Here is a 20,853-nt window from a genome sequence, read left to right on the forward strand (position 1 = left end):
GGGCTCAGCCGGGCTCGACGTCCGCCAGCGCCTCCAGGGCCGGCAGCGCCCGAGCGAGGGCGGCCCGCTGCTCGGCCGAGAGCCGGTCGAGGCGGCTCCTCAGCGTCGCGGTGCGGGCGGTGCGGGCGCGCTCGATGGCGGCCCGCCCGGGTTCGGAGAGCTCGATCAACGCCGACCGCGCGTCGCTGGGGTCGGCGCGGCGCTCGAGCAGGCCGGCCTCGTCGAGCGAGGCGATCGCCCGGCTCATGGTGGGCGGGGTGACCGCCTCGCGGCGGGCGAGCTCGGTGAGGCGCAGCGGGGCGTGCTCCTCGAGCGCCACCAGCACCGCGGTCTGCAGCGGGGTCAGGTCGGTGCTCGACTCGAGGCGCATGCGGCGGTTGAGCCGGCCGATGGCGAGGCGCAGCCGGGCGGGGGTCGACACGGTGGTGTCCTGGGACTCGGGTCGGCTCACGTCGCTGGCTCCGGGGCGTCCGGGCGGACCATCGCGCCCGCCGTGCCCCCAGCCTAGTGATCTCGACGACGCCTGCGGGGGTTTGAGGGAGGGCCCCGAGGTCCGAACCCGGCGGATGAGCACGACGACGCGGCGGGTCGCGTCCCGCCCGGGCGCCGTCGGCCTCCTGTCCGCGTCCCACCCGGGCCCCGCCGCCGCGGTCACGACGATCGCCGCGCTGCTCGCCGTCGCCGCGGGCCTGCGGCCGCTCCCGGCCGTCGTCGTGACCCTCGCCGTGCTCACCGGGCACCTCACCATCGGCTGGGCCAACGACCTCGCCGACGCGGCACGCGACCGCGCCGTCGGCCGCACCGACAAGCCGCTGGTGACCGGCCGGACCACGACGGGCGCGGTCACCGCCGCCCTCGCCGTCGCCGCAGTGGCGTGCGTCGCGCTCTCCTTCGCCGCGGGGTGGCGCAGCGGGCTGGTCCACCTCGGGCTCGGCATCGCGTGGGGCCACGCCTACGACCTCGGCCTCAAGGCCACCCGGTTCTCCTGGCTGCCCTACGCGCTCGCCTTCGGCACGCTGCCCGCCGTCGTCACGCTCGCCGCCGACGCCCCGGCGTGGCCCCCGTGGTGGACGACCGCCGCCGGCGCCGCACTCGGTGTCGGCGCGCACGTGGTCAACGCGTTGCCCGACCTCGCCGACGACGCGCGCACCGGTGTCCGCGGGCTGCCGCACCGGCTGGGGGAGCGGGCCTCGCGGCCGCTGGCCGCCGGGCTGCTCGTGGCCGCGTCGCTGCTCGCCGCGCTGGGCCCCGCGGGCGCACCGGCGGCGTGGGTGTGGGGTGCGCTCGTCGTGGTGGTCGCACTCGCCGTAGTGGCCCTGACCGGCCGGGGCCGGGCGCCGTTCCGGGCGGCGATGGCGATCGCGCTCGTCGACGTCGTGCTGCTCGTGGCGGGCTCGTGAGCACCTGGGACGTCGCGGTGGTCGGGGCGGGCCCGGCCGGGGCGGCCGCCGCGCTCGGCGCCCTGCACGCCGCGCCGCACCTGCGGGTCGCGATGCTCGACCGCGCCGACTTCCCCCGCGACAAGGCGTGCGGCGACGGCATCGCGCCGCACGTGCTCGACCGGCTCGCCGAGGTGGGGGTCACGGGCCTGCTCGACGACCACGTCCCCGCGGCCCGCCTGCGCCTCGATCGGGACGGGCGCGGCGCGGAGCGTGTCATGGCCCGTCCCTCGTACGTCGTGCCCCGCCGGGTCCTCGACGCCCGCCTCGTCGACGCCGCGTGCGCCGCCGGCGCGACGCTCGTGCGCCACCGCGTCCGCGACCTCGCCCACGACGACCACCGCGTCGTCCTCGACCCCGGCCCCGACGAGGTCGGCGCGACGCTCGTCGTGGGCGCCGACGGGGCCCGCTCGGTGCTGCGCCGGCACCTGGGCCGGCCCGACGGCGACGTGGCGCTCGCCCTGCGCGGCTACGCCCCGGTCACCCCGGGGCGCGAGGGCGCGCAGGTCATCACCTTCGGCACCCTCCGGCAGCCGTCCTACGCGTGGTCGTTCGACCGCGGGGACGGCTGGGCGAACATCGGCTACGGCGAGGTTCTCGGTCGCACGCCCGGCGGCGTCCCCGGGCGCACCGAGCTGATCGCGCACCTCGAGGCGCTCCTGCCCGGCGCCACGCGCGGTGCCGGCGACTGGCGCGGCGCGCACCTGCCGCTCTCGGGCTGGCGCTGGAGCCCGCCGACGGGACGGGTGCTGCTCGTCGGTGACGCCGCCGGTCTCGTCAACCCCATGACCGGCGAGGGCATCTACTACGCCGTCGCCACGGGTCTCGCCGCCGGCCGGGCCGCCGCGGAGGCGATCGCCGCGGGCCGTCCCGACGATGCCGGGCGCCGCTACCGGCGCGCCGCGCGCGCCCACCTCTTCCCGCACCTGCGGCACACCGCCGCCGCCGGGCTGCTCAGCCGCCGCCCGCCGATGCTCGACGCGGGACTGCGGGCCGCCGCCCGCGACCAGCGGGTGTTCGACGACCTCGTCGAGCTCGGCCTCGCCCGCGGCCGCATCACCCCGGCCGTCGCCCGCGGCCTCGCCGGCGCCCTGCTGCGCCCCGACCACGGAGGGGGACGACCGTGCGGATCCTGAGCGTGCGCGGCGCGCTGCCCGACCACCGGTACCGCCAGGAGGAGATCACCGACGCGTTCGTCTCGTCGATGCTCACCGGCGACGCCGACCACCGGCTCGTCGAGCGGTTCCACCGCAACGCCGGCGTCGAGTACCGCCACACGGCGCTGCCGCTGGAGCGCTACGGGACGCTGCGCGACTTCGGCGAGTCGAACGACGCCTTCATCGCCGCCGGCGTCGAGCTCGGGGCCCGGGCCGTCGTCGACGCGCTGAAGGCCGTCGACCTCGCGCCCAGCGACGTCGACGTCATCGTCTCGGCGACCGTCACCGGTCTCGCCGTCCCCTCCCTCGACGCGCGGGTCGCCGGCGTGATCGGCCTGCGCGACGACGTGGTGCGCGTCCCGCTGGTGGGCCTGGGCTGCGTGGCCGGCGCGGCCGGGGTCGCCCGGCTGCGCGACCTCCTCGCGGGCCGCCCCGACGGTGTCGCGGTGCTCATGAGCGTGGAGCTGTGCTCGCTGACGCTGCAGCGCGGCGACGGCTCGATGGCCAACCTGGTGGCCAGCGGGCTGTTCGGCGACGGTGCGGCCGCGGTCGTCGCCGTGGGGGACGGGCGGGAGACCGGCCCGACGACCGCGGTGCAGCCCGAGGTGCTCGCCGCGCGCAGCCGGCTCTACCCCGACTCCGAGCGCACGATGGGCTGGGACGTCGGCGCCGGGGGACTGAAGGTGGTGCTCGACGGGGCCGTCCCCGACGTCGTGCGCCGCTACCTCGGCGACGACGTCGCGCGCTTCCTCGCCGAGAACGGCCTGACCCGCGACGACATCGGGTTCTACGTCGCGCACCCGGGTGGCCCGAAGGTGCTCGAGGCGCTGCAGGACGCCCTCGGCGTCGACCGCGACGCGCTCGGGGTCACCTGGGAGTCGCTGCGCCGCATCGGGAACCTCTCCTCGGCCTCGGTCCTGCACGTCCTCGCCGACACCCTCGAGTCCCGCCCGCCGCCTCCCGGGGCGTACGGCCTGATGCTGGCGATGGGCCCGGGCTTCTGCTCCGAGCTGGTGCTGCTGCGGGTGCCGGGATGAGCCGGCGCTGGTACACCGCGCTCGTCGTGCTGGTCGGCGTCGAGCGCCTCGCGGAGCTGGTGGTGTCCCGCCGCAACGCGGCCTGGGCGTTCGCCCGCGGCGGCGTCGAGACCGGCCGGGGACACCTCCCGGCGATGATGGTGCTGCACACCGGCCTGCTCGCCGGGAGCGTCGCCGAGGTGTGGCTCGCGCGCCGTCCCTTCGTGCCCCGGGTCGGCGGGCCGCTCCTCGCGGTGCTCGCGGGCTGCCAGGCCGTGCGGTACTGGTGCATCCACGCCCTCGGACCGCGGTGGAACACCCGCGTCATCGTCGTGCCGGGGATGCCCCCGGTGCGCACCGGGCCCTACCGCCTGCTCGACCACCCGAACTACGCGGTCGTCGTGCTCGAGGGCGCCGCACTGCCGCTCGTGCACTCCGCGTGGATCACCGCGGCGGCCTTCACGGTCGCCGACGCCGCGCTCCTGCGCGTCCGCCTGCGCACCGAGCGCGAGGCACTCCGGAAGGCCACGGCATGACCCGCACGATCGACCTGCTCGTCGCCGGCGGCGGCCCCGCCGGCCTCGTCACCGCCCTGCACGCCGCCCGCGCGGGCCTCGACGTCGAGGTGTGGGAGCCGCGTCCCGGCGACGTCGACAAGGCCTGCGGCGAGGGCCTCATGCCCGGGGCGCTGGCGGAGCTGCAGGCCCTCGGCGTCGACCCGGCCGGGCACGCGTTCCACGGCATCCGCTACGTCGGGTCGGGTCGGGTGGCCGACGCCGACTTCCACGGCGGCCCCGGCCGCGGGATCCGGCGGACCGTCCTGCACCGGGCCCTGCACGACGCCGTGCTCGCCGCCGGTGCCCGCATCGAGCAGCGCTCCGTCGGCCGGCTGGTCCAGGACGACGAGGCGGTCACGGTCGACGACGTCCGCGCTCGGCACCTGGTCGCCGCCGACGGGCTGCACTCCCCGCTGCGCCGTGCGCTCGGCCTGACCGTCCCGGCCGCCCGGCACCCGCGCTTCGGGCTGCGCCGCCACGTGCGCACCGCGCCCTGGTCGCCCTACGTCGAGGTGCACTGGGGCCGCGAGGTCGAGGCCTACGTGACCCCGGTGGCCGAGGACGTCGTCGGGGTGGCGGTCCTGGCCTCGACACGGGGCTCGTTCGAGGACCGCCTCCGGGCCCTGCCCGAGCTGGCCGAGCGCGTGGTCAGCGCCGAGCCCGCCTCGGACGTCCGCGGGGCCGGTCCGCTGCGCCAGGGTGCCCGGCGCCGCGTGGCCGGGCGGGTCCTGCTCGTCGGCGACGCCGCCGGCTACGTCGACGCGCTGACGGGGGAGGGCCTGGCGCTCGCCTTCGCGCAGGCGGGGGCGGCCGTCGCCGCGATCACCGACGGCGTCCCGCAGCGCTACGAGCGCGACTGGGCCCGCCTGACCCGCCGCTACCGGTGGCTCACCACCGGCCTGCTCGTCGGCACCCGCTCGCCGCTGGCCCGCCGCGCGCTGGTGCCGGTCGCCCGGGCACTGCCCCCGCTCTTCGACGGCGCGGTCAACTCGATGGCCCGCCCCGCCTGATCCCCGGGAACAGCCCCGCGCCGGTGGTGGTTGGCCCGAGCATGAAGATCGGCATCATCGGTGTGGGCTTGATCGGTGGCACGTTGACCCGGCGGCTCGCCGCCCTGGGGCACGCGGTGCGGGTGGCCAACTCCCGCGACCCCGAGACGCTGGCGGACCTGGCCGCCGAGACGGGGGCCACCGCGGTGTGGGCGGGCGAGGCCGCGGCGGACGCCGACCTCGTGATCATCAGCATCCCGCAGAAGAACACCCCGCTGCTCGACCCGGCGATCGTCGCCGCCGCGAAGCCCGGCGCGCCCGTGATCGAGACGAACAACTACTACCCGCAGCAGCGCGACGGCCGGATCGACGCCCTCGAGGAGGGCACCCCGGAGAGCGTCTGGGTCTCGCAGCACCTCGGCGTGCCGGTCTACAAGGTCTTCAACGGCATCTACTGGAAGCACCTGCTCGAGAAGGGCGTCCCCGCCGGCGAGCCCGGCCGGATCGCGCTGCCGGTCGCCGGGGCCGACGGGCCCGCGAAGGACACCGTCCTCGCGCTGGTCGACGAGCTCGGGTTCGACCCGGTCGACGCCGGCCCGCTCGAGGAGTCGTGGCGCCAGCAGCCCGGCACCCCGGTCTACGGGCAGGACCTCGACGCCGACGGCGTCCGGAAGGCCCTGGCCGAGGCCCCGCGGGAGCGTCCGGCGGAATTCAGCGTCTAGCAGTCAGGGGTTCGGCCGTCAGGCCGCGAGCCCCTGCAGGACGAGCCGCTGGGCGGTGGCGATGACGCTCTCGAGCGAGCCTCGGGACGGGTCCCACCACTCGGCGGTCCAGTTCAGGGCGCCGAGCACGACCATGAGGGAGACCCCCGCGTCGAGGGTCGTGTCGATCTCGCCGGCGGCCCGGGCGTCGGCGATCAGGCCCCGCCAGATCTCGATGTAGTCCCGCTCCGCCTGGCGGTGGCGGGCCCGCATGGTCTCGGGGAGCTGGGGGACGGTGCGGATCGCGGCCGCGGCGTGATCGGAGTGCGTGAGCAGCGTGCTCAGGTGCGCCGCGACCGCCACGCCCAGCCGGTCGACCGCGGAGAAGTCGTCCGGCGCCTGCGCGAGTGCCTCCTCGACGAGGGTCCGGGCCCGGGCGAGCCCGACCGCGACGGCCTCCTCGATGAGCTCGTCGCGGGACCCGAAGTAGTAGTAGATGGCCGGCGCCTGCACCTCCGCGACGTCGGCGACGTCGCCGAGCCGCGTCCCGGCGTAGCCGCGGTGCACGAGCACGTGGGCGGCGGCGTCGACGATCCGTCGACGGGTGCGCGCCGACTTCGAGTCACGGGCGGGAGCCGGGGCCACGCGATCAGCGTAGGACCCCGCCCCCCACGCGTCAGTACGACGCCGGGAGCCCCAGGCTGCGCTGGGCCACGAAGTTGAGCACCATCTCGCGGCTGACCGGCGCGGTCTTGAGCATCCGCGCGAGGAACCACAGGTCGGCCAGGCCGTACTCGAGGGCCATGCCGTTGCCGCCGTGGGTCTGCATCGCCTGGTCGAGCGCGCGCAGCGACGCGTCGGCGGCGGCGAACTTGGCGATGTTCGACGCCTCGGCGGCGTCCGCGCCCTCGTCGAACAGCTCGGCCGCGCGGGTGGCCATCAGCCGGGCCTGGGTGACGCCGATGTAGCACTCGGCCAGCGGGTGGGCCACGCCCTGGTGGGCGCCGATCTTGACGCCCTTCCACACCGCGCGCTCGTTCGCGTAGGCCGTGGCCTTCTCGAGGGCGTAGAGGGAGATGCCGTTGCTGATCGCGGCCGCGGTGATGCGCTCGGGGTTGAGGCCGGAGAACACCTGGCGCAGGCCGTTGCCGTCGTCGCCGATGAGGTGCTCCGGGCCGAGCGGGACGTCGTCGAAGTACACCGTGAACTGGTGCTCGGGCTGGACGAGCGCGGCGGGGATGGGCTGGTAGGTCAGCCCGGGGGAGTCGGTCGGCACGACGAACAGCGAGAGCGGCCTGCGGTCGCCGCTCTGGGCCGCCGACCCGCTGCGCGCGACGACGAGGATCGCGTCGGCCTCGTCGACCCCCGAGGTCCAGTACTTCGTGCCCGACAGGCGCCAGCCCTCGCCCTCGGCGTGGGCGGTCGTCGTGATCTCGTGGCTGTTCGACCCGGCGTCGGGCTCGGTGATGGCGAAGGCCATCTTGGTCGACCCGTCGGCGATCCCGGTCAGCCAGCGCTGCTTCATCTCGTGCGAGCCGTGGCGCGCGAGGATCGTCCCGCAGATCGCCGGCGAGATGACCGTCATCAGCAGGGGACAGCCGGCCGCCGAGGCCGCTTCGACGACGACCGAGAGGTCGCCGAGCGTCCCGCCCCCGCCCCCGTACTCCTCGGGCAGGTGCACGCCGAGGAAGCCCGCGGCCCCGAGCTCCTTCCACAGCTCGGTGGGCTCCTCGTGGGCGTGCGACCGCTCGACGAAGTAGTCGTGCCCGTAGCGGCTGACGAGGGCGGTGACGCTCTCGCGGAGGGTCGCGCGCTCGTCGGTCTCGGGGACGATCGAGGACTTGTTCACTGCAGCTCCCGGCGGTCGATTCTCATGCAGAGTAAAAAACGGAGCGGTGGTCGTCAACTCAGGGCATGGAGGAGCCGCCCCCGACCGCGACGACCTGGCCGGTCACCTGTCGCGCGGCGGTGGGGGAGGAGAGCCAGACGACGGCAGCGGCCACGTCCTCGGGTGTCGTCAGGCGGCGCAGCGGGGTCTGCCTCGTGACGTGCTCGATCTGGTCGGCGTCGAAGATCGCGTCGCGGCCGGCCGCCCAGAGGCTCTCGGAGCCGACCCCGCCCTCGTCGGGCAGGACGAGGCCCGGGCAGACGACGTTGGCGCGGATGCTGCGTCGGCCCTGCTCACGGGCCGTGGTGCGGGCCAGGGCGATGAGGCCGGCCTTCGTCGTGCCGTAGATGCCCTGGCGGACCGCGCCGAAGGCCGCGTCGCTGGAGATGAACACGATCGACCCCGAGCGCGCCTCACCCATGGGACCGAGCACCGCCTGGGTCGCGTCGATCGCGGTGTAGAGGTTGGTCTCGATCGTGCGCTGCCAGAGGGCGCGGTCGGTCTGCTCGGTGAGGAAGCCCGGGACGCTCCACCCGCAGTTGTTGACCAGGACGTCCACGCCGCCCCAGGCGTCGACGGCCTCGCCCACCACCGTCGCCCCGGACCCCTCGGCGGTCAGGTCGAGGACCACGACGCGCACCTCGGCCGCCCCGAGGTCGAGGGCCTCGGTGCGCACCCGCTCCGCCTGTTCGGCGTCGCGGTCGGCGAGCACGATCCGGGCGCCCTCGCGGGCGAGCCCGTGGACGATGCCCCGGCCGATGTTCGACGCACCGCCGGTCACGAGCGTCCGGGCGCCCCCCAGTCCCAGGTCCACGCGTCGTCCTTCCCTCGGCCTTGCGCCGTCTTCTAATCTGGATTAGACCACGGTGCGATCCGAGGAGTGTGCGATGACGCCGACCACGACCACCGACCACCCGCCCTACGACGAGCTGTCCCTCTCGCCGACCTCGTTCTGGGCGCGCTCGCCCGAGGAGCGCGAGGCCGACTTCGCAGTGCTGCGCCGCGAGCGGCCGATCAGCTGGCACCCGCCGGCCGAGGGCACGATGATGCCGCCGGCGGACGGCGCGGGGTTCTGGGCCGTGACCCGGCACGCGGACATCGTCGCCGTCAGCAAGGACCCGGAGACGTTCTGCTCGGGCCGGGGGATCCAGATGGAGGACGTCCCGCCCGACATCCTCGAGGCGGCGAGTTCCTTCCTCGCCCTGGACGCACCCCGCCACACGAAGCTGCGCAAGCTCGTCTCGGCCGCCTTCACCCCGAAGCGGGTGCGCACCATCGAGGACCAGATCCGCGGCCAGGCCCGCCGGCTCGTCGACGAGCTCCTGACGACGACCGACGGGGACTTCGTCGCGCAGGTCTCCCGCCGGCTCCCGCAGTGGACGATCTTCGAGATGATGGGTCTCGAGGACCAGGACGCCCGCGACCGCGCCACCGAGGCGGCCGACGGCATGGTCAGCTGGGGCGACGAGGACGTCCGGCAGGGGCGCGAGCCCGCCCAGCTGCTCGCCCAGTCGCTGATGACGCTCATCTCCATCGCCCTCGAGCACGCCGGGGCCCGGCGCGCCCACCCGGTCGATGACCTCATGAGCAACCTGGTCCTCGCCGAGGTCGACGGCGAGCACCTCACCGACCAGGAGATTGCGGCCTTCTTCGTCCTGCTCTCGGTCGCCGGCAACGACACGACGCGCAACACCATCTCCTCGACGATGCGGCAGTTCACCCTGCACCCCGACCAGCGCGACCTGCTCGTGGAGGACTTCGACGGGCGCATCGGCCCGGCGATCGAGGAGTTCGTCCGGTGGGCCACCCCGGTGATGACGTTCCGCCGCACCGCCACCCGCGACGTCGAGCTGCACGGGCAGCACGTCCGCGCCGGCGACTGGGTGGTGCTCTTCTACGGCTCGGGCAACCGCGACGCGGAGGTCTTCGCCGACCCGATGCGCTTCGACGTCACCCGCTCCCCGAATCCGCACGTGGGCTTCGGGGGCGGCGGGCCGCACTACTGCCTGGGCAACCAGCTGGCCAAGTCCCAGCTCCGGGCGATCACCGGGGAGATCCTGACCCGGGCGCCCGGCCTCGAGGTGGGTGAGCCGGTCTACCTGGCCGGCAACTTCATGCAGGCGATCAAGTCCATGCCGTACCGACTGCAGGCCTGACGAGGAGATGACGCGGTGAGTGAGCAGCTCATGGGATCGGGACCGGTCCTGCTGGACGTCGACGACCGGGGGGTCGCCCGTCTGCGGTTGAACCGGCCCGAGGCGTCCAACGGTCTGGACGTCCCCCTGCTCCGTGCCTTCTACGACGCGGTGATGGCCTGCCACAGCCGCCCGGGCCTGCGCGTCCTCGTGCTCTCCGGGGAGGGCCGGCACTTCTGCGCGGGCGGGGACGTCAAGACGTTCGCGAGCAAGGGCGAGGGGCTGCCGGACTACCTGCGGGAGGCCACGTCGTGGCTGCAGATCGTGGTCCAGGGCCTGCTCAACCTGCCCGCGCCCGTGGTCACGTCGGTGCAGGGGTTCGCGGCGGGCGGCGGCGGATTCGGACTCGTGTGTGCCTCGGACCTGGTCGTCGCGGCGGAGTCGGCCAAGTTCCTCGGCGGTGCCACCCGGGTCGGGATGGCCCCCGACGCGGGGACGACCGTGACCCTCCCCGCCCTGGTCGGGCTCCGGAAGGCGCTCGAGATCGCGCTGACCAACCCCGTACTGACGGCGGCGGAGGCCCTCGACCTGGGTCTGCTGACGCGTGTCGTCCCCGACGACGAGCTCGCGAAGGCCACCGACGAGCTCGTGGACCGGCTCGTCGAGGGGGCTCCGCTGGCCCTGGCCGCGACGAAGCGGCTGCTGTGGTCGGGGCTCGGGTCCCGGGTCGAGGCGCAGCTCCCGGAGGAGGCCCGCACGGTCGCGGAGCTCTCCGGGACCGCCGACTCCCTCGAGGGGCTCGCCGCGGTGATCGAGCGCCGGTCGCCGACGTTCACGGGGCACTAGAAGGGCGGGTCGTCGTCGAAGGGGTTGGGCGGTGCGGCCTGGCGGCGGCGTTCGTGCTGGTCGATCTTGATGGCGGTGCGGTGGGCGGCGTCGCTGATCCGGCCGCGGCGGTCGCGGCGTGGGGTCCACGGCCGCGGCTGGTACTCGCCGGGGGCGTGGAGCAGCCCGAGGTGGCGGTTCGGGTCGGTGTTGAGCGGTGCCGGTGGTGGGAGGACGGGGTCGGGTTCGACGAGGTGGATGGTGCCGGTGGGCGCGGTCCAGACGAACGTGCCCGGTGCGGGCTGGTGCAGGGTCCAGCCGGAGGCGGGGTGGTGCTTGAGCCGGTGGTGGCGGCGGCACAGGACGCCGAGGTTGTCGGCGATGGTGATCCCGCTGTCGGTGACGGCGAGGGTGTGGTCGAGGTCGGCGCCGTGGGCGGGGCGGTCGCAGCCGGGGAAGCGGCAGGACCGGTCGCGGGCGCGGACCCAGGTGTCCAGTGCGGTGCGGGGGTGACGTTCGGCGGCGTCGGCGAGGCTGGTCGCGGGATGCCGGTCGGGGTGGGCGCGGGCCGCGGCGAGTGCGGCCTGGGCGCTCGCGACCAGGTCGGGGTGCAGGCAGGCGTCGGCGACGAGGGTGTCGAGGTCGGTGGTGGGGGCGGTGAGTTCGACGATCTGGCGGCGGTGCGGGTCGTCCGGGGCGAGGCCGCCGGCGCTGGTGCCGCTGGTGCCGGGTGGGTGGACGAGCAGGACGTGTTCGAGGGCGCCGAGGGTGTTGTAGAGCAGTAGTCGCCAGGTCGCGGCGTGGCGGTGGTCGGCGAGGTGTCGGGCGATGGGGGCGGGGACGGTGCCCCAGCCGGTCATCTGCCCGGGGTGGTGGTCGAGGCCGAGCAGGGTCGCCAGCCCGAGCCGGACCGCGACCCGACGCCGGTAGGCCAACCGCCGCCCCGCCCCCATCGCCACTCCACCGGCCGCCACCGCGCCCGCCGGACCGGAGGTGGACTCGGGGTCGAAGAGACCGCCGTCCGAGCCCGGGTCGTCGAGGTCAGGCCCGTCGTCGTCGTCGCCGCCGCCGCCGTCGTCGTCGCCGCCGCCGTCGTCGTCGCCGCCGCCGTTGTCGTCGCCGTCGCCGTTGTCGTTCGGGCCGTCGTCGCTCAGGCTGCCGTTCGAGGCGCCGTCGAGGTCGTCGAGGTTCGGGCCGGGCTCGTCGTGCGGGCCGCTGTCGTCCGGGCCGCTGTCGTCAGAGCTGTCGTCCGGGTTGCCGTCAGGGCTGCTGCCACGCGGATCGTCGGGTCCGGCGTCGGGACCGGCGTCGGGTCCGGGACCGCCATCGGGCCCGTCGTCATCCGGATCGGGCTCGGGGTCGGGATCCTCGGGGTCGGGGTCCTCGGGGTCGGGGTCGTCGGGGTGCGGGAGGGCGGCGAGTTCCTCGACCAGCCGGGCCACGATGTCGGGGTCATCGGCCCCGAGGTGACCGCGTCCGAGCAGCCGCAGGAACACATGCGACTGCACCCGCCCCTCCGCGACCGTGATCCCCCGCATGCCGAGTTCCCGGCGGACGGCGTCGGCGACCGCGACCAGGTGGTCGTAGGCCTCCTTCGCCGCCTCCCACGGCAGATCCAGGCCCGAAAGCTCGGCGGCGCCGGTGCTGCGCAGCCGCGCCACCACCCGCGCCCGGGCGACCGCCGCGGCGCGGCGGACCGCGTCCCACGCCGGGTCGAGCTGTCCGGCCTTGGCCTCGATCAGGTCCGCCAGCTTCCCGTGCGGCGTCACCTGGGCGCGCCCGAGCAGCGCCTCGACGACCTCCCGGGCGGTCTCGTCGTCCAGGTCCCGCAGGATCGACACGAAGTGCCAGGCCTTGCGTTCCTCCAACCGGCCCGCGGCCATCTCCTCCCCCAGGCGCGGGAGGCGCTCCAGCACCCCGGCCGCGAGCTCGAGACGCATCGACGCCATCGTCGACGAACACCCCAGCGTCGCCGCCGCGATCTGCGCGGCGTACGGGTCGTCGAGCACCCGCTTCGTGGTCCCGGCGCGGGCCCGGCAGGCCTCGAGCAGCCAGCGGCACCGCAGCCAGGTGGCGTGGCACTCCAACGCGAACCCCGCGCGCAGCCCCGCCTCCGCCACCTCACCGACCACCAGCCCGGGGTCGGTGGACAGCGCGGCCAGCAGCTCGACGCCGGGGACCCGGGCCTCCAGGACCGCCGCCACGCCACCGTCGTCAGCCGACGCGGCGGTGGTCGCCGGGTCGTCGTCGGTCGGGGCGGTCATGCCTCAAGTATCGAACATATGTTCGGACAAGGCGAGAGCCGTCCGCATCAACTTGATCACTGCCGAACGGAGCAACCCAGATCCGAACGCCTTCCGAGCAGCGCGGACGGCCGTCTAGAGGCGTTCGATGATGGTCACGTTCGCCTGACCGCCGCCCTCGCACATCGTCTGCAGGCCGTAGCGTCCGCCGGTCCGCTCGAGCTCGTGCAGCATCGTCGTCATGAGCCGGGCGCCGGTCGCGCCGAGGGGGTGGCCGAGGGCGATCGCGCCGCCGTTGGGATTGACCCGGGCGGGGTCGGCGCCGGTCTCGATCAGCCAGGCCTGGACGACGCTCGCGAAGGCCTCGTTGATCTCGACGGTGTCGATGTCGCCGATCGTCAGGCCGGTCTTCGCGAGGGCGTACGCGGTGGCCGGGATGGGGGCGGTGAGCATGATGACGGGGTCGGTGCCGCGGGCCGAGACGTGGTGGATCCGGGCGCGCGGAGTGAGGCCGTGGTCGGCCACGGCCTGCTCGGAGGCGATCATCAGGCAGGCGGCGCCGTCGGAGATCTGGCTGGCGACCCCGGCGGTGATCTTCCCGCCCGGCGCGAGCGTCTTCAGGCCGGCCATCTTCACCGGGGTCGTGTCGGCGCGGGGGCCCTCGTCGGCGGAGAGGCCCGCGAGCGGGGCGATCTCGCGATCGAAGCGGCCCTCGTCGATCGCGCGCAGCGCCCGCCGGTGGCTCTCGTAGGCGAAGGCCTCCATGTCCTCCCGGGAGATGCCCCACCGGTCGGCGATCATCTCGGCGGCGCGGAACTGCGAGATCTCCTGGGTGCCGTAGCGGGCCTCCCAGCCCTCGCATCCGGTCCACGGGTCGACGGCGCCGAAGGGCTGCCCGGCCGCGAAGGACGACAGGATCGGGTACTGGCTCATGACCTGGACGCCGCCCGCGAGGACGACGTCGGCCGTGCCCGCCATGACCGCCTGCGCGGCGAAGCTCACCGCCTGCTGCGACGAGCCGCACTGCCGGTCGACCGTCACGCCCGGGACGCTCTCGGGCAGCCCGGCGGCGAGGGCCGCGGTGCGCGCGATGTCGCCGGCCTGCGCGCCGATCGTGTCGAGGCAGCCGAGGATGACGTCCTCGATGGCCTCCGGATCGATGCCGGTGCGCGCCACGACCTCGCGGATCGGGTGGGCACCCAGGTCGGCCGGGTGGACCTTGGCCAGGCCGCCGTTGCGCCGACCGACCGGGCTCCGGACGGCCTCGACAATGTAGGCCTCGGGCATGGGGCACCTCCGTGAGAGTGGGGTCCCCGGAGTCTAATCAGATTTAGAAAGCGGGCGCAGCCCGTTCCGCACGATCTGCTGGACGGTCCCGACGACCTCCTCCAGCGAGTTCCGCTCGGGGTCCCACCACTCCGGGGCCCAGTTGAGCGCGCCGAGCACGAGCATCCGTGCCGCCCGGGCGTCGACGTCGGCGGCCATCTCGCCGGCGGCGACGGCCTCGTCCACGAGGGCGCGCCACACGTCGGCGTAGGCGCGCTGCCCCACGAGCTGGCGTTCGCGGATGTCGGCGGGCAGCTGGCCGGCGTTGCGGATGGCGGCCTGGGAGAAGTCGGAGCGGCCGAGGACCACCTCGAGGTGCGCGGCGACCGCGCGGGCGATCCGGTCCATCGCCGGTGTGCCGTCGGGCAGCGCCTCCAGGCTCGCGACGACGTGCTCCATCGTCGCCTGCTGCCCGACGGTGACGACCTCCTCGAGGAGGCTCTCCCGCGACGACCAGTAGTAGTACAGCGCGGGCGCCTGGACCTCCGCGACCGCCGCGACGTCGGAGAGCCGGGTCCCGGCGTAGCCCTTGCGGCTGAGTACCTGGGCGGCGGCGAGCAGGATGCGCTCGCGCGTCCGGGCCGACTTCGGCCCCTCGCGCACCGTGCCGGGGGAGCGTTCTCGGGCCACGGCGGGAGAGCCTACGGGCCGGTGGGTCCGGGGTCCTCGCGCATCGACTCGGGGGCGGGCCCGGGGTCGGTGTCGCGCCAGCGGTGCTTCGACGGGTCGAGCAGCTCCCGGATCCACTCCGGTGGCGCCCAGACGATCGACTCCAGCTCGAGCGCGTCGAGGTACCGCACGGCCCCGGAGCGCAGGTCCTCCAGGCGCAACCTCGGCCCGTTCCCGCTGTGGTCGATCGAGACCGACACGGCCGCGAACTCGCTGGCAACGACGCCGGAGCCCTCCGGCATCGTCATACGAGGAAGGACATCGACGGCAGGGCCCGGTCGGAGTCGACGAGCACGACCTTCTTCGCCGCCATCCGCACCTCCCCGTCGACCCGGCGGAGGCGGTGGGTCACCCGTCCTACCCACCACGTGGTGCCGCGGTCGCGCGACTCCAGGATTTGGACCACCGACGTGACGACGGTGTCGGCGCCCTCCGTCCCGAGCACCTCCACGTTCGTCACCGACCGGCAGAGCCGCGACAACGGGCGCTGCGAGTGCCGCTTGCCGGTCTGCAACTGCTTGATGCGGGTGGCGATGCGGTTGCGGTTGTCGAAGATGATCGACATGTGGGTTCGCGGGTCCTGGGTGTCGTCGACCGGGACGTAGTAGAGCGCGTCGTCGGTCCACAGCGACTCCCACGCCTCGAGCTCCCAGGAGTCGGCCAGCCGCGCCTCGCGGTAGAGGAACGCCTCGGCCTCGCCCAGGGGGATCGGGGTCCCCTCACCGGGTGCGTGCCCGACGGGGGCCGGGGTGCCGTCGACGATCTGCGGCGCCGCGGCGGTCACGCCGGGTCCATGAGCGTGAGGTAGTGCTGCCACATGGCGCGCATCGAGGTCTCGTCGGTGGCGGTGCCGATGGTGAAGCCGTTCTCGTCGGTCCGCTCGCGCTGGAGGCCGCGACTGAGGTCGAGCCACTCGGGCTGGAGCTGGGCGACGCCGCGCTGGTTGCGCTCGTACATCTCGGCGTCGTCGGCCAGCAGCATCCCGGCCGGCCCGACCGACCCCACGCACTGTGTGACGAGCCGGCGGTTGAGGTCGGGGGCGCCCTTGAACTGGATCGCGGTGACGTGCTGGACGGTGCGGTCGACCGCCACCGGCTGGATGACGAACAGCTGGATCTCGGCGATGAACAGGTTCGGGAAGATCATGATGTGCGGTGAGCCGTTGATCATGATCTCGTCGCCGTTCTCGGCCCCGTACGCCGCGCGCATCGCCGCGAAGTAGTCGGGGATCTTCGATTCGGGCGTACCGGCCCAGCCCATCGGCACGCCGAGGCGGCGGAACTCCGGGCTGAGGTCGTTCTCCGAGTGCCCTCCGCCCAGGGCGCGCGTGACCGCGGTCGACTTGTCGCTGTAGAGCGCGCCGATGCCGCTGTTGGAGATCGAGAAGATCGACGAGTGCACGAACTGCGGGTGGTAGCCGTCGGTCTCGTTCTCGACGAGCATCTTCCAGTTCGCGGTGACCTCGTGCCTGACCCAGCCGGCCGTCAGCTCGACCTCGCCGACGGGGGAGAGCCGCACGAGCTGGTCGATCCGCTCGGCAGCGGCCCCGAGGTGCTCGTGCAGGGTGGGTCCCTCCGCGGCGAGGCTCGCGAAGACGAAGCCGCGGTAGCTCTCGACGCGCGGGGCGGCCCCGAGCCCGGAGAGCCGCTCGCGGGCCTGGGCGCCGCCGTAGCCCCGGTTGAACGGGAAGCCGAGGAGCTCGCCCGTGTTCGCGAAGGTCCAGCCGTGGTAGGGGCAGCGGAACGACCCGGAGTTCCCCCTGTCCGCGTCGCACACCAGGTTGCCGCGGTGCGAGCACCGGTTGTGCAGCACGTGGATCGCGCCGGTCCGGTCGCGGGTCATGACGACCTGCTGGGGTCCGATGTTCTTGCGCACGTAGTCGTTGGGCTCGGGGATCTCGCTGGTGTGCCCGACGTAGACCCACGTCGAGTACCAGATGCGCTCGAGCTCGCGGGCGTAGAGCGCGGGGTCGGTGTAGAGCGACCCGTGCACGCGGTCGGGCCGGACCCGTTCCCGGAGATCGCCGGGCGTGAGGTCGGTGACGGTCAACGGATGCCTCCTGCTGCTCTCAGTGCCCGCGGAACTCGGGCTTGCGCTTCCCGACGAAGGCCCGGATCCCCTCGCCGGCGTCGTCCGTGGCTCCGGCGGCACTCATCTCGTCGGTCTCCGTGGTCACCTGCTGGGTGAGGCCGTTCGTCCAGCTCTCGCGCAGCAGACGCTTCATGCTGCCCAGGGCCTTCGTCGGGCCCGTGGCCAGGCGGTCGGCGATCGCGCGGGCCCGCGCATCGACCTCGTCGGCGGGCAGGACCTCGGTGACCAGGCCCCACTCGAGCGCCTCCCGCCCGGTGAGGCGCCGGTTGAGCAGGAACATCTCCTGCGCGCGCCGCATCCCGACGACGCGCGGCAGGTACCAGCTGTTCGCCCCGTCCGAGGCCAGGCCGATCGCCGCGTAGCCGAGGGCGAACGCGGAGTCCTCGGCCGCGACGACGAGGTCGGCCACGTGCACGAGCCCCATCCCGCCGCCCGCGGCCGCCCCGCGTACGGCGCAGACCACCGGCGCGTCGAGGGCGGCCAGCCGGTCGAGTGCGAGGTGGTAGAGGTCGGTCATCTGCCGCAGACGGGACCCGCGGGCGTCGTCGTCGGTGCGGGCGAAGAACGGCAGGTCGCCGCCGACACTGAGGTGCGGCCCGGCCCCGCAGAGCAGGACCGCACGCACCGACGGGTCCTCGCCGGCGCGGAAGGCGGCCTCGTAGAGGTCCTCGACCATCGTCGGGTCGATGGCGTTGCCGGCGTCGGGCCGGTTCAGTCGGATCGTCGCGACCCCGGCCTGCACGGAGTACTCGACGACGCGCAGCGGACGCTGCCCGGCGGGCGGTGCCGGGACGGCGGCGGTCCAGCGCGCGCTGTCGGTGTACTGCGCGAGGCCGGAGATGCGGTCGTCGGTGAAGCGCAGGACGTGCGCGAAGGCGGCGTCGAGCGGGGCGCCGCCGTCGCGGGCGCTGCCCGTGTAGCGCCCCAGCACGACGAGACCGCCGTCGGCCAGGGCGAGCACCTGCTCCGGCTCGGCGCGGGCGCGGTAGTGGCGCCCGATCGACCACCAGAAGTCGCGGGTCATCGCCTCGGGACCGTCGTGCCGGCCGCCGAGGCCGAACGGGAGCCCCTCGGTGGTCTCGCCGACGAAGTCGGGGTGCAGCAGCCCCGCGAGGGTGTCGGCGTCGCCGCCGGCGAGCGCCTCGTAGAGCCTGCGCGCGAGCTTCTCCCGGCCGGACTCGTCGAGCGTCATCAGGTGATCCCTCCGCTGTGTTCTAATCCAGATTAGAACACGAGGAGGTCAGGATGACGAACGTCGACGAGCCCCCGGTCCTCGCCCGCGTGGAGGGCCGCGTCGGGCACGTGACCCTGAACCGCCCGCACGCGCGCAACGCCGTGACGATCGCACTCGCCGACGGCCTGCACGACGCGCTCGTCGATCTCGCGGACCGGGTCGCGGTGATCGTCGTGCGGGGCGCGGGTGGCACGTTCTCGGCCGGCGGCGACGTCGACGAGGTCGCGCGCCTCGCCGCGGAGGGGCCCGAGGCCCTGCGGGTCCTCTTCGAGCGGTTCGGACGGGCGTGCTCCGTGGTCGCCACGCTGCCGGTGCCGGTGGTGTCGGCGGTGGAGGGGTACGCGATGGCGGGAGGCTTCGAGTTCATGCAGGCCAGCGACGTCGTCCTGGTGCGCGACGACGCCGTGATCGCCGACAACCACAGCGCGGTCGGCCAGGTGCCGGGCGGCGGGGGCTCGCAGCGCCTCCCGCGGATCGTGGGGCCGCAGCGGGCGCTCTCGCACATACTGCTGGGCGACCGGCTCGACGGCCGGCAGGCGGTGGAGTGGGGCCTCGCCTACCGCTCGGCCCCGGCCGAGGAGTTCGAGGCGCTGGTCGAGACCACCGTCGCCCGCCTCGCGCGCCGCGACCCGAAGGCCACCGCCCGCACCAAGCGGCTGGTGTACGAGGGCCTGCGCCGCCCGCTCGACGAGGGGCTCGCGATGGAGACCGACGTCGTCGTCGAGCACCTCGCCGACGGGGCCGCCGAACGGTTGGTGCGTGCGGTGCGCCCCGAGTAGTTGCCACGGACCGTGACGAACGGTGACGAAACTGGCCGTGGCCCGGCTCACGTTCTTTCTCTACTCTCGATTAAAAGATGTCGGGCGACGCGCTGGAGTGGATGCCGAGATGACCGAGAGCCTCGACGAACGTCGCGACGCCCTGCGGCGGCGGTTCCCCGAGTGGACCCCGATGACGTTGCACGAGCGGCTCGGGCACTGCGCGGACGAGTTCGCCGACCGGCCGTTCGTCATCACCGACGACCGCACGGTGACCTACACCGAGGTCGACGCCTGGTCGCGCCGGCTCGCCGACGGTCTCGTGGCCCTCGGCGTCCGGCCCGGCGACCGCGTCGGGCTCGTGATGGCCAACTACCTCGAGTTCGTCCCGCTGAAGTTCGCGATCTCGCGGGCGGGCGCCGTCGCCGTCCCGTTCAACTTCCTGTACCGGACCGAGGAGCTGCGCTACGTCCTCGAGCAGTCGGGCTGCAACGTCCTGGTGACGATGACCGGCTTCATGGGCCTCGACCAGCTCGGCATGCTCGACGAGATCGCGCCCGGCTGGGACCGCGGCGACCAGACCGCGCTGCCGGAGCTGCGCGAGGTCGTCGTCCTGTCCACCGATGGCCGGTCCCGCGAGGGGGTGCGCACGGTCGCCGACCTCGAGGAGCTGGGCGACCCGGGTGCGGCCGACGGCGGAGGGGCCGGGCCGGGCGACGTCGCCGACATCCTCTACACCTCGGGCACCACCGGGTCGCCCAAGGGCGTCCTGATCACCCACGACGCCAGCCAGCGCACCGGCTACGCCTCGGCCCTGACCCGGGCGTTCGAGGACGGGCGCCGCATCCTGTTCTCGCTGCCCTGCTACCACATGTTCGGCTACGTCGAGGGCCTCATGGCGGCGATGATGGTGGGCGGGGCGATCATCCCGCAGACCGCGTTCGACCCGGGCCGCTACCTCGAGGGGATCGAGCGCCACCGGGCCACCGACATCCTCTGCGTCCCGACGATGACCGTGGCGTTGCTCGAGCACCCCGACGTCACCACGCGCGACCTCTCGAGCCTGCGCGCCATCCTCTCCGGCGCGGCGCCCGCCCCGGTGTGGCTCTGGGAGAAGGTGCGCGACGGCCTCGGCGTCGACGAGATCGTCACCGGCTACGGCATGACCGAGCAGGGCGGTGCGATGACCCTCTCGCTGCCCGAGGACCCGCTGGAGGTCATGGCCACCACGGTCGGCCGGGTCAAGATGGCGGGCGCCGCCGGTATCCCGGAGCGGGACGGCGACCTCACCGAGTTCCGCACGATCGACGTGTTCTCGGGCGAGCCGTTGCCGGACGGCGAGGAGGGCGAGCTCGCCGCCCGCGGACCGACGAACATGCTCGGCTTCTGGGGCAAGCCCGAGGAGACCGCGCTGGCCCTCTCGCTCGACGGCTGGGTGCGCTCCGGCGACCTCGGCATCGTCCGGGAGGACCGCTACCTCGTCCTGACCGGGCGTAGCAAGGAGCTCTACAAGTCCGGCGGTGAGCTCGTCATGCCCAAGGAGGTGGAGGAGGTCCTCTCCCGCCACCCCGGGGTCAGCCAGGCCTACGCGGTCGGCGTCGCGGACGACCGCTGGGGCGAGATCGGCGCGGCGTGCATCGTCCGGAAGCCGGGTGTGGAGGTCGAGGCCGAGGAACTGATCGCGCTGTGCAAGGAGCAGCTGGCCCGGTTCAAGGTGCCGCGCCGCGTCGTGTTCCTCACCGCCGAGGAGCTCCCCGCCACTCCCACCGGCAAGATCCAGAAGTTCCGCCTGGCCCGGATGGTCGCGGAGCGCGCGGCGGTCTGA

General features: G+C 74.3%; 21 protein-coding genes. 10 read left to right on the forward strand and 11 right to left on the reverse strand.

Annotated elements, in window-relative coordinates:
* Positions 1-4 precede the first annotated feature (4 nt).
* Complete coding sequence (locus tag ACFPBZ_RS06135) at positions 5-451, reverse strand: MarR family transcriptional regulator (protein ID WP_378035130.1); 447 nt, start codon at positions 449-451, stop codon at positions 5-7.
* Positions 452-566: 115 nt separating this feature from the next.
* On the opposite strand from ACFPBZ_RS06135, the gene ACFPBZ_RS06140 reads away from it, so the two are divergent.
* From ACFPBZ_RS06140 to ACFPBZ_RS06165, 6 genes are read left to right on the forward strand one after another with little or no spacing between them, the layout of a single operon-like run.
* Positions 567-1,400 (forward strand): UbiA family prenyltransferase, encoded by an 834-nt coding sequence (locus ACFPBZ_RS06140; RefSeq protein ID WP_378035131.1) that lies wholly within the window; start codon positions 567-569, stop codon positions 1,398-1,400.
* On the forward strand, positions 1,397-2,575 hold the full coding sequence (locus ACFPBZ_RS06145) for an NAD(P)/FAD-dependent oxidoreductase (protein ID WP_378035132.1): 1,179 nt from the start codon (positions 1,397-1,399) through the stop codon (positions 2,573-2,575). The genes ACFPBZ_RS06140 and ACFPBZ_RS06145 overlap by 4 nt, the downstream gene beginning before the upstream one ends.
* Positions 2,563-3,633 (forward strand): type III polyketide synthase, encoded by a 1,071-nt coding sequence (locus ACFPBZ_RS06150; RefSeq protein ID WP_378035133.1) that lies wholly within the window; start codon positions 2,563-2,565, stop codon positions 3,631-3,633. Before ACFPBZ_RS06145 ends, ACFPBZ_RS06150 begins: the two co-directional genes overlap by 13 nt.
* Positions 3,630-4,148: an isoprenylcysteine carboxyl methyltransferase family protein gene (locus ACFPBZ_RS06155; protein ID WP_378035134.1), complete on the forward strand. Its 519-nt coding sequence runs from the start codon at positions 3,630-3,632 to the stop codon at positions 4,146-4,148. The genes ACFPBZ_RS06150 and ACFPBZ_RS06155 overlap by 4 nt, the downstream gene beginning before the upstream one ends.
* On the forward strand, positions 4,145-5,179 hold the full coding sequence (locus tag ACFPBZ_RS06160) for an NAD(P)/FAD-dependent oxidoreductase (RefSeq protein WP_378035135.1): 1,035 nt from the start codon (positions 4,145-4,147) through the stop codon (positions 5,177-5,179). Before ACFPBZ_RS06155 ends, ACFPBZ_RS06160 begins: the two co-directional genes overlap by 4 nt.
* 41 nt (positions 5,180-5,220) lie before the next feature.
* Complete coding sequence (locus ACFPBZ_RS06165) at positions 5,221-5,880, forward strand: NADPH-dependent F420 reductase (protein ID WP_378035136.1); 660 nt, start codon at positions 5,221-5,223, stop codon at positions 5,878-5,880.
* Between the two features lie 18 nt (positions 5,881-5,898).
* Here the strand turns inward: ACFPBZ_RS06165 and ACFPBZ_RS06170 are convergent, their stop codons facing one another.
* Genes ACFPBZ_RS06170 through ACFPBZ_RS06180 form a run of 3 tightly spaced genes read right to left on the reverse strand, consistent with a single transcriptional unit; the run spans position 5,899 to position 8,561 of the window.
* On the reverse strand, positions 5,899-6,504 hold the full coding sequence (locus ACFPBZ_RS06170) for a TetR/AcrR family transcriptional regulator (RefSeq protein ID WP_378035137.1): 606 nt from the start codon (positions 6,502-6,504) through the stop codon (positions 5,899-5,901).
* Positions 6,505-6,535: 31 nt separating this feature from the next.
* Entirely contained in the window at positions 6,536-7,708 is a 1,173-nt protein-coding gene (locus ACFPBZ_RS06175; protein ID WP_378035138.1) for an acyl-CoA dehydrogenase family protein, read from the reverse strand.
* Positions 7,709-7,766: 58 nt separating this feature from the next.
* Positions 7,767-8,561: an SDR family NAD(P)-dependent oxidoreductase gene (locus ACFPBZ_RS06180; protein WP_378035139.1), complete on the reverse strand. Its 795-nt coding sequence runs from the start codon at positions 8,559-8,561 to the stop codon at positions 7,767-7,769.
* 73 nt (positions 8,562-8,634) lie between these two features.
* Between ACFPBZ_RS06180 and ACFPBZ_RS06185 the strand changes: the two genes are divergently transcribed.
* Together ACFPBZ_RS06185 and ACFPBZ_RS06190 are read left to right on the forward strand one after the other, a co-directional pair.
* The gene (locus ACFPBZ_RS06185; protein WP_378035140.1) at positions 8,635-9,903 is read left to right on the forward strand and encodes a cytochrome P450; all 1,269 of its coding nucleotides are present in this window, start codon (positions 8,635-8,637) and stop codon (positions 9,901-9,903) included.
* A gap of 15 nt (positions 9,904-9,918) precedes the next feature.
* Positions 9,919-10,728 (forward strand): enoyl-CoA hydratase/isomerase family protein, encoded by an 810-nt coding sequence (locus ACFPBZ_RS06190; RefSeq protein ID WP_378035141.1) that lies wholly within the window; start codon positions 9,919-9,921, stop codon positions 10,726-10,728.
* On the opposite strand, the gene ACFPBZ_RS06195 is transcribed toward ACFPBZ_RS06190, so the two are convergent.
* From ACFPBZ_RS06195 to ACFPBZ_RS06225, 7 genes are all read right to left on the reverse strand, one after another.
* Positions 10,725-12,971 carry an HNH endonuclease signature motif containing protein gene (locus ACFPBZ_RS06195; RefSeq protein WP_378035142.1) on the reverse strand — a complete coding sequence of 749 codons (2,247 nt, stop codon included), beginning with the start codon at positions 12,969-12,971 and terminating at the stop codon, positions 10,725-10,727. The two genes, ACFPBZ_RS06190 and ACFPBZ_RS06195, sit on opposite strands and share 4 nt — an antisense overlap.
* Positions 12,972-13,085: 114 nt before the next feature.
* Positions 13,086-14,237 (reverse strand): acetyl-CoA C-acetyltransferase, encoded by a 1,152-nt coding sequence (locus tag ACFPBZ_RS06200; protein WP_378035143.1) that lies wholly within the window; start codon positions 14,235-14,237, stop codon positions 13,086-13,088.
* Between the two features lie 33 nt (positions 14,238-14,270).
* A complete protein-coding gene (locus tag ACFPBZ_RS06205) occupies positions 14,271-14,906 on the reverse strand; it encodes a TetR/AcrR family transcriptional regulator (protein WP_378035144.1) in 636 nt (211 codons plus the stop codon).
* 11 nt (positions 14,907-14,917) lie between these two features.
* Complete coding sequence (locus ACFPBZ_RS06210) at positions 14,918-15,193, reverse strand: hypothetical protein (RefSeq protein WP_378035145.1); 276 nt, start codon at positions 15,191-15,193, stop codon at positions 14,918-14,920.
* Positions 15,190-15,729: an aromatic-ring-hydroxylating dioxygenase subunit beta gene (locus tag ACFPBZ_RS06215; RefSeq protein ID WP_378035146.1), complete on the reverse strand. Its 540-nt coding sequence runs from the start codon at positions 15,727-15,729 to the stop codon at positions 15,190-15,192. The genes ACFPBZ_RS06210 and ACFPBZ_RS06215 overlap by 4 nt, the downstream gene beginning before the upstream one ends.
* The gene (locus ACFPBZ_RS06220) at positions 15,726-16,994 is read right to left on the reverse strand and encodes an aromatic ring-hydroxylating oxygenase subunit alpha (RefSeq protein WP_378035147.1); all 1,269 of its coding nucleotides are present in this window, start codon (positions 16,992-16,994) and stop codon (positions 15,726-15,728) included. Before ACFPBZ_RS06220 ends, ACFPBZ_RS06215 begins: the two co-directional genes overlap by 4 nt.
* Positions 16,995-17,013: 19 nt before the next feature.
* Positions 17,014-18,228: an enoyl-CoA hydratase-related protein gene (locus ACFPBZ_RS06225; RefSeq protein WP_378035148.1), complete on the reverse strand. Its 1,215-nt coding sequence runs from the start codon at positions 18,226-18,228 to the stop codon at positions 17,014-17,016.
* A gap of 53 nt (positions 18,229-18,281) precedes the next feature.
* Between ACFPBZ_RS06225 and ACFPBZ_RS06230 the strand changes: the two genes are divergently transcribed.
* A complete protein-coding gene (locus ACFPBZ_RS06230) occupies positions 18,282-19,049 on the forward strand; it encodes an enoyl-CoA hydratase/isomerase family protein (protein ID WP_378035149.1) in 768 nt (255 codons plus the stop codon).
* A 109-nt stretch (positions 19,050-19,158) separates the two neighbouring features.
* A complete protein-coding gene (locus ACFPBZ_RS06235) occupies positions 19,159-20,853 on the forward strand; it encodes a class I adenylate-forming enzyme family protein (protein ID WP_378035150.1) in 1,695 nt (564 codons plus the stop codon).

Source organism: Actinomycetospora atypica (assembly GCF_042653685.1).
GTDB lineage: Bacteria > Actinomycetota > Actinomycetes > Mycobacteriales > Pseudonocardiaceae > Actinomycetospora > Actinomycetospora atypica.

Bases quoted from the DNA above. Each gene is read 5' to 3' on its own strand.
- ACFPBZ_RS06140 (WP_378035131.1), top strand. From the start codon at position 567: ATGAGCACGACGACGCGGCGGGTCGCGTCCCGCCCGGGCGCCGTCGGC.
- ACFPBZ_RS06155 (WP_378035134.1), top strand. From the start codon at position 3,630: ATGAGCCGGCGCTGGTACACCGCGCTCGTCGTGCTGGTCGGCGTCGAG.
- ACFPBZ_RS06160 (WP_378035135.1), top strand. From the start codon at position 4,145: ATGACCCGCACGATCGACCTGCTCGTCGCCGGCGGCGGCCCCGCCGGC.
- ACFPBZ_RS06165 (WP_378035136.1), top strand. From the start codon at position 5,221: ATGAAGATCGGCATCATCGGTGTGGGCTTGATCGGTGGCACGTTGACC.
- ACFPBZ_RS06185 (WP_378035140.1), top strand. From the start codon at position 8,635: ATGACGCCGACCACGACCACCGACCACCCGCCCTACGACGAGCTGTCC.
- ACFPBZ_RS06195 (WP_378035142.1), bottom strand. From the start codon at position 12,971: ATGACCGCCCCGACCGACGACGACCCGGCGACCACCGCCGCGTCGGCT.
- ACFPBZ_RS06200 (WP_378035143.1), bottom strand. From the start codon at position 14,237: ATGCCCGAGGCCTACATTGTCGAGGCCGTCCGGAGCCCGGTCGGTCGG.
- ACFPBZ_RS06210 (WP_378035145.1), bottom strand. From the start codon at position 15,193: ATGACGATGCCGGAGGGCTCCGGCGTCGTTGCCAGCGAGTTCGCGGCC.
- ACFPBZ_RS06225 (WP_378035148.1), bottom strand. From the start codon at position 18,228: ATGACGCTCGACGAGTCCGGCCGGGAGAAGCTCGCGCGCAGGCTCTAC.
- ACFPBZ_RS06230 (WP_378035149.1), top strand. From the start codon at position 18,282: ATGACGAACGTCGACGAGCCCCCGGTCCTCGCCCGCGTGGAGGGCCGC.
- ACFPBZ_RS06235 (WP_378035150.1), top strand. From the start codon at position 19,159: ATGACCGAGAGCCTCGACGAACGTCGCGACGCCCTGCGGCGGCGGTTC.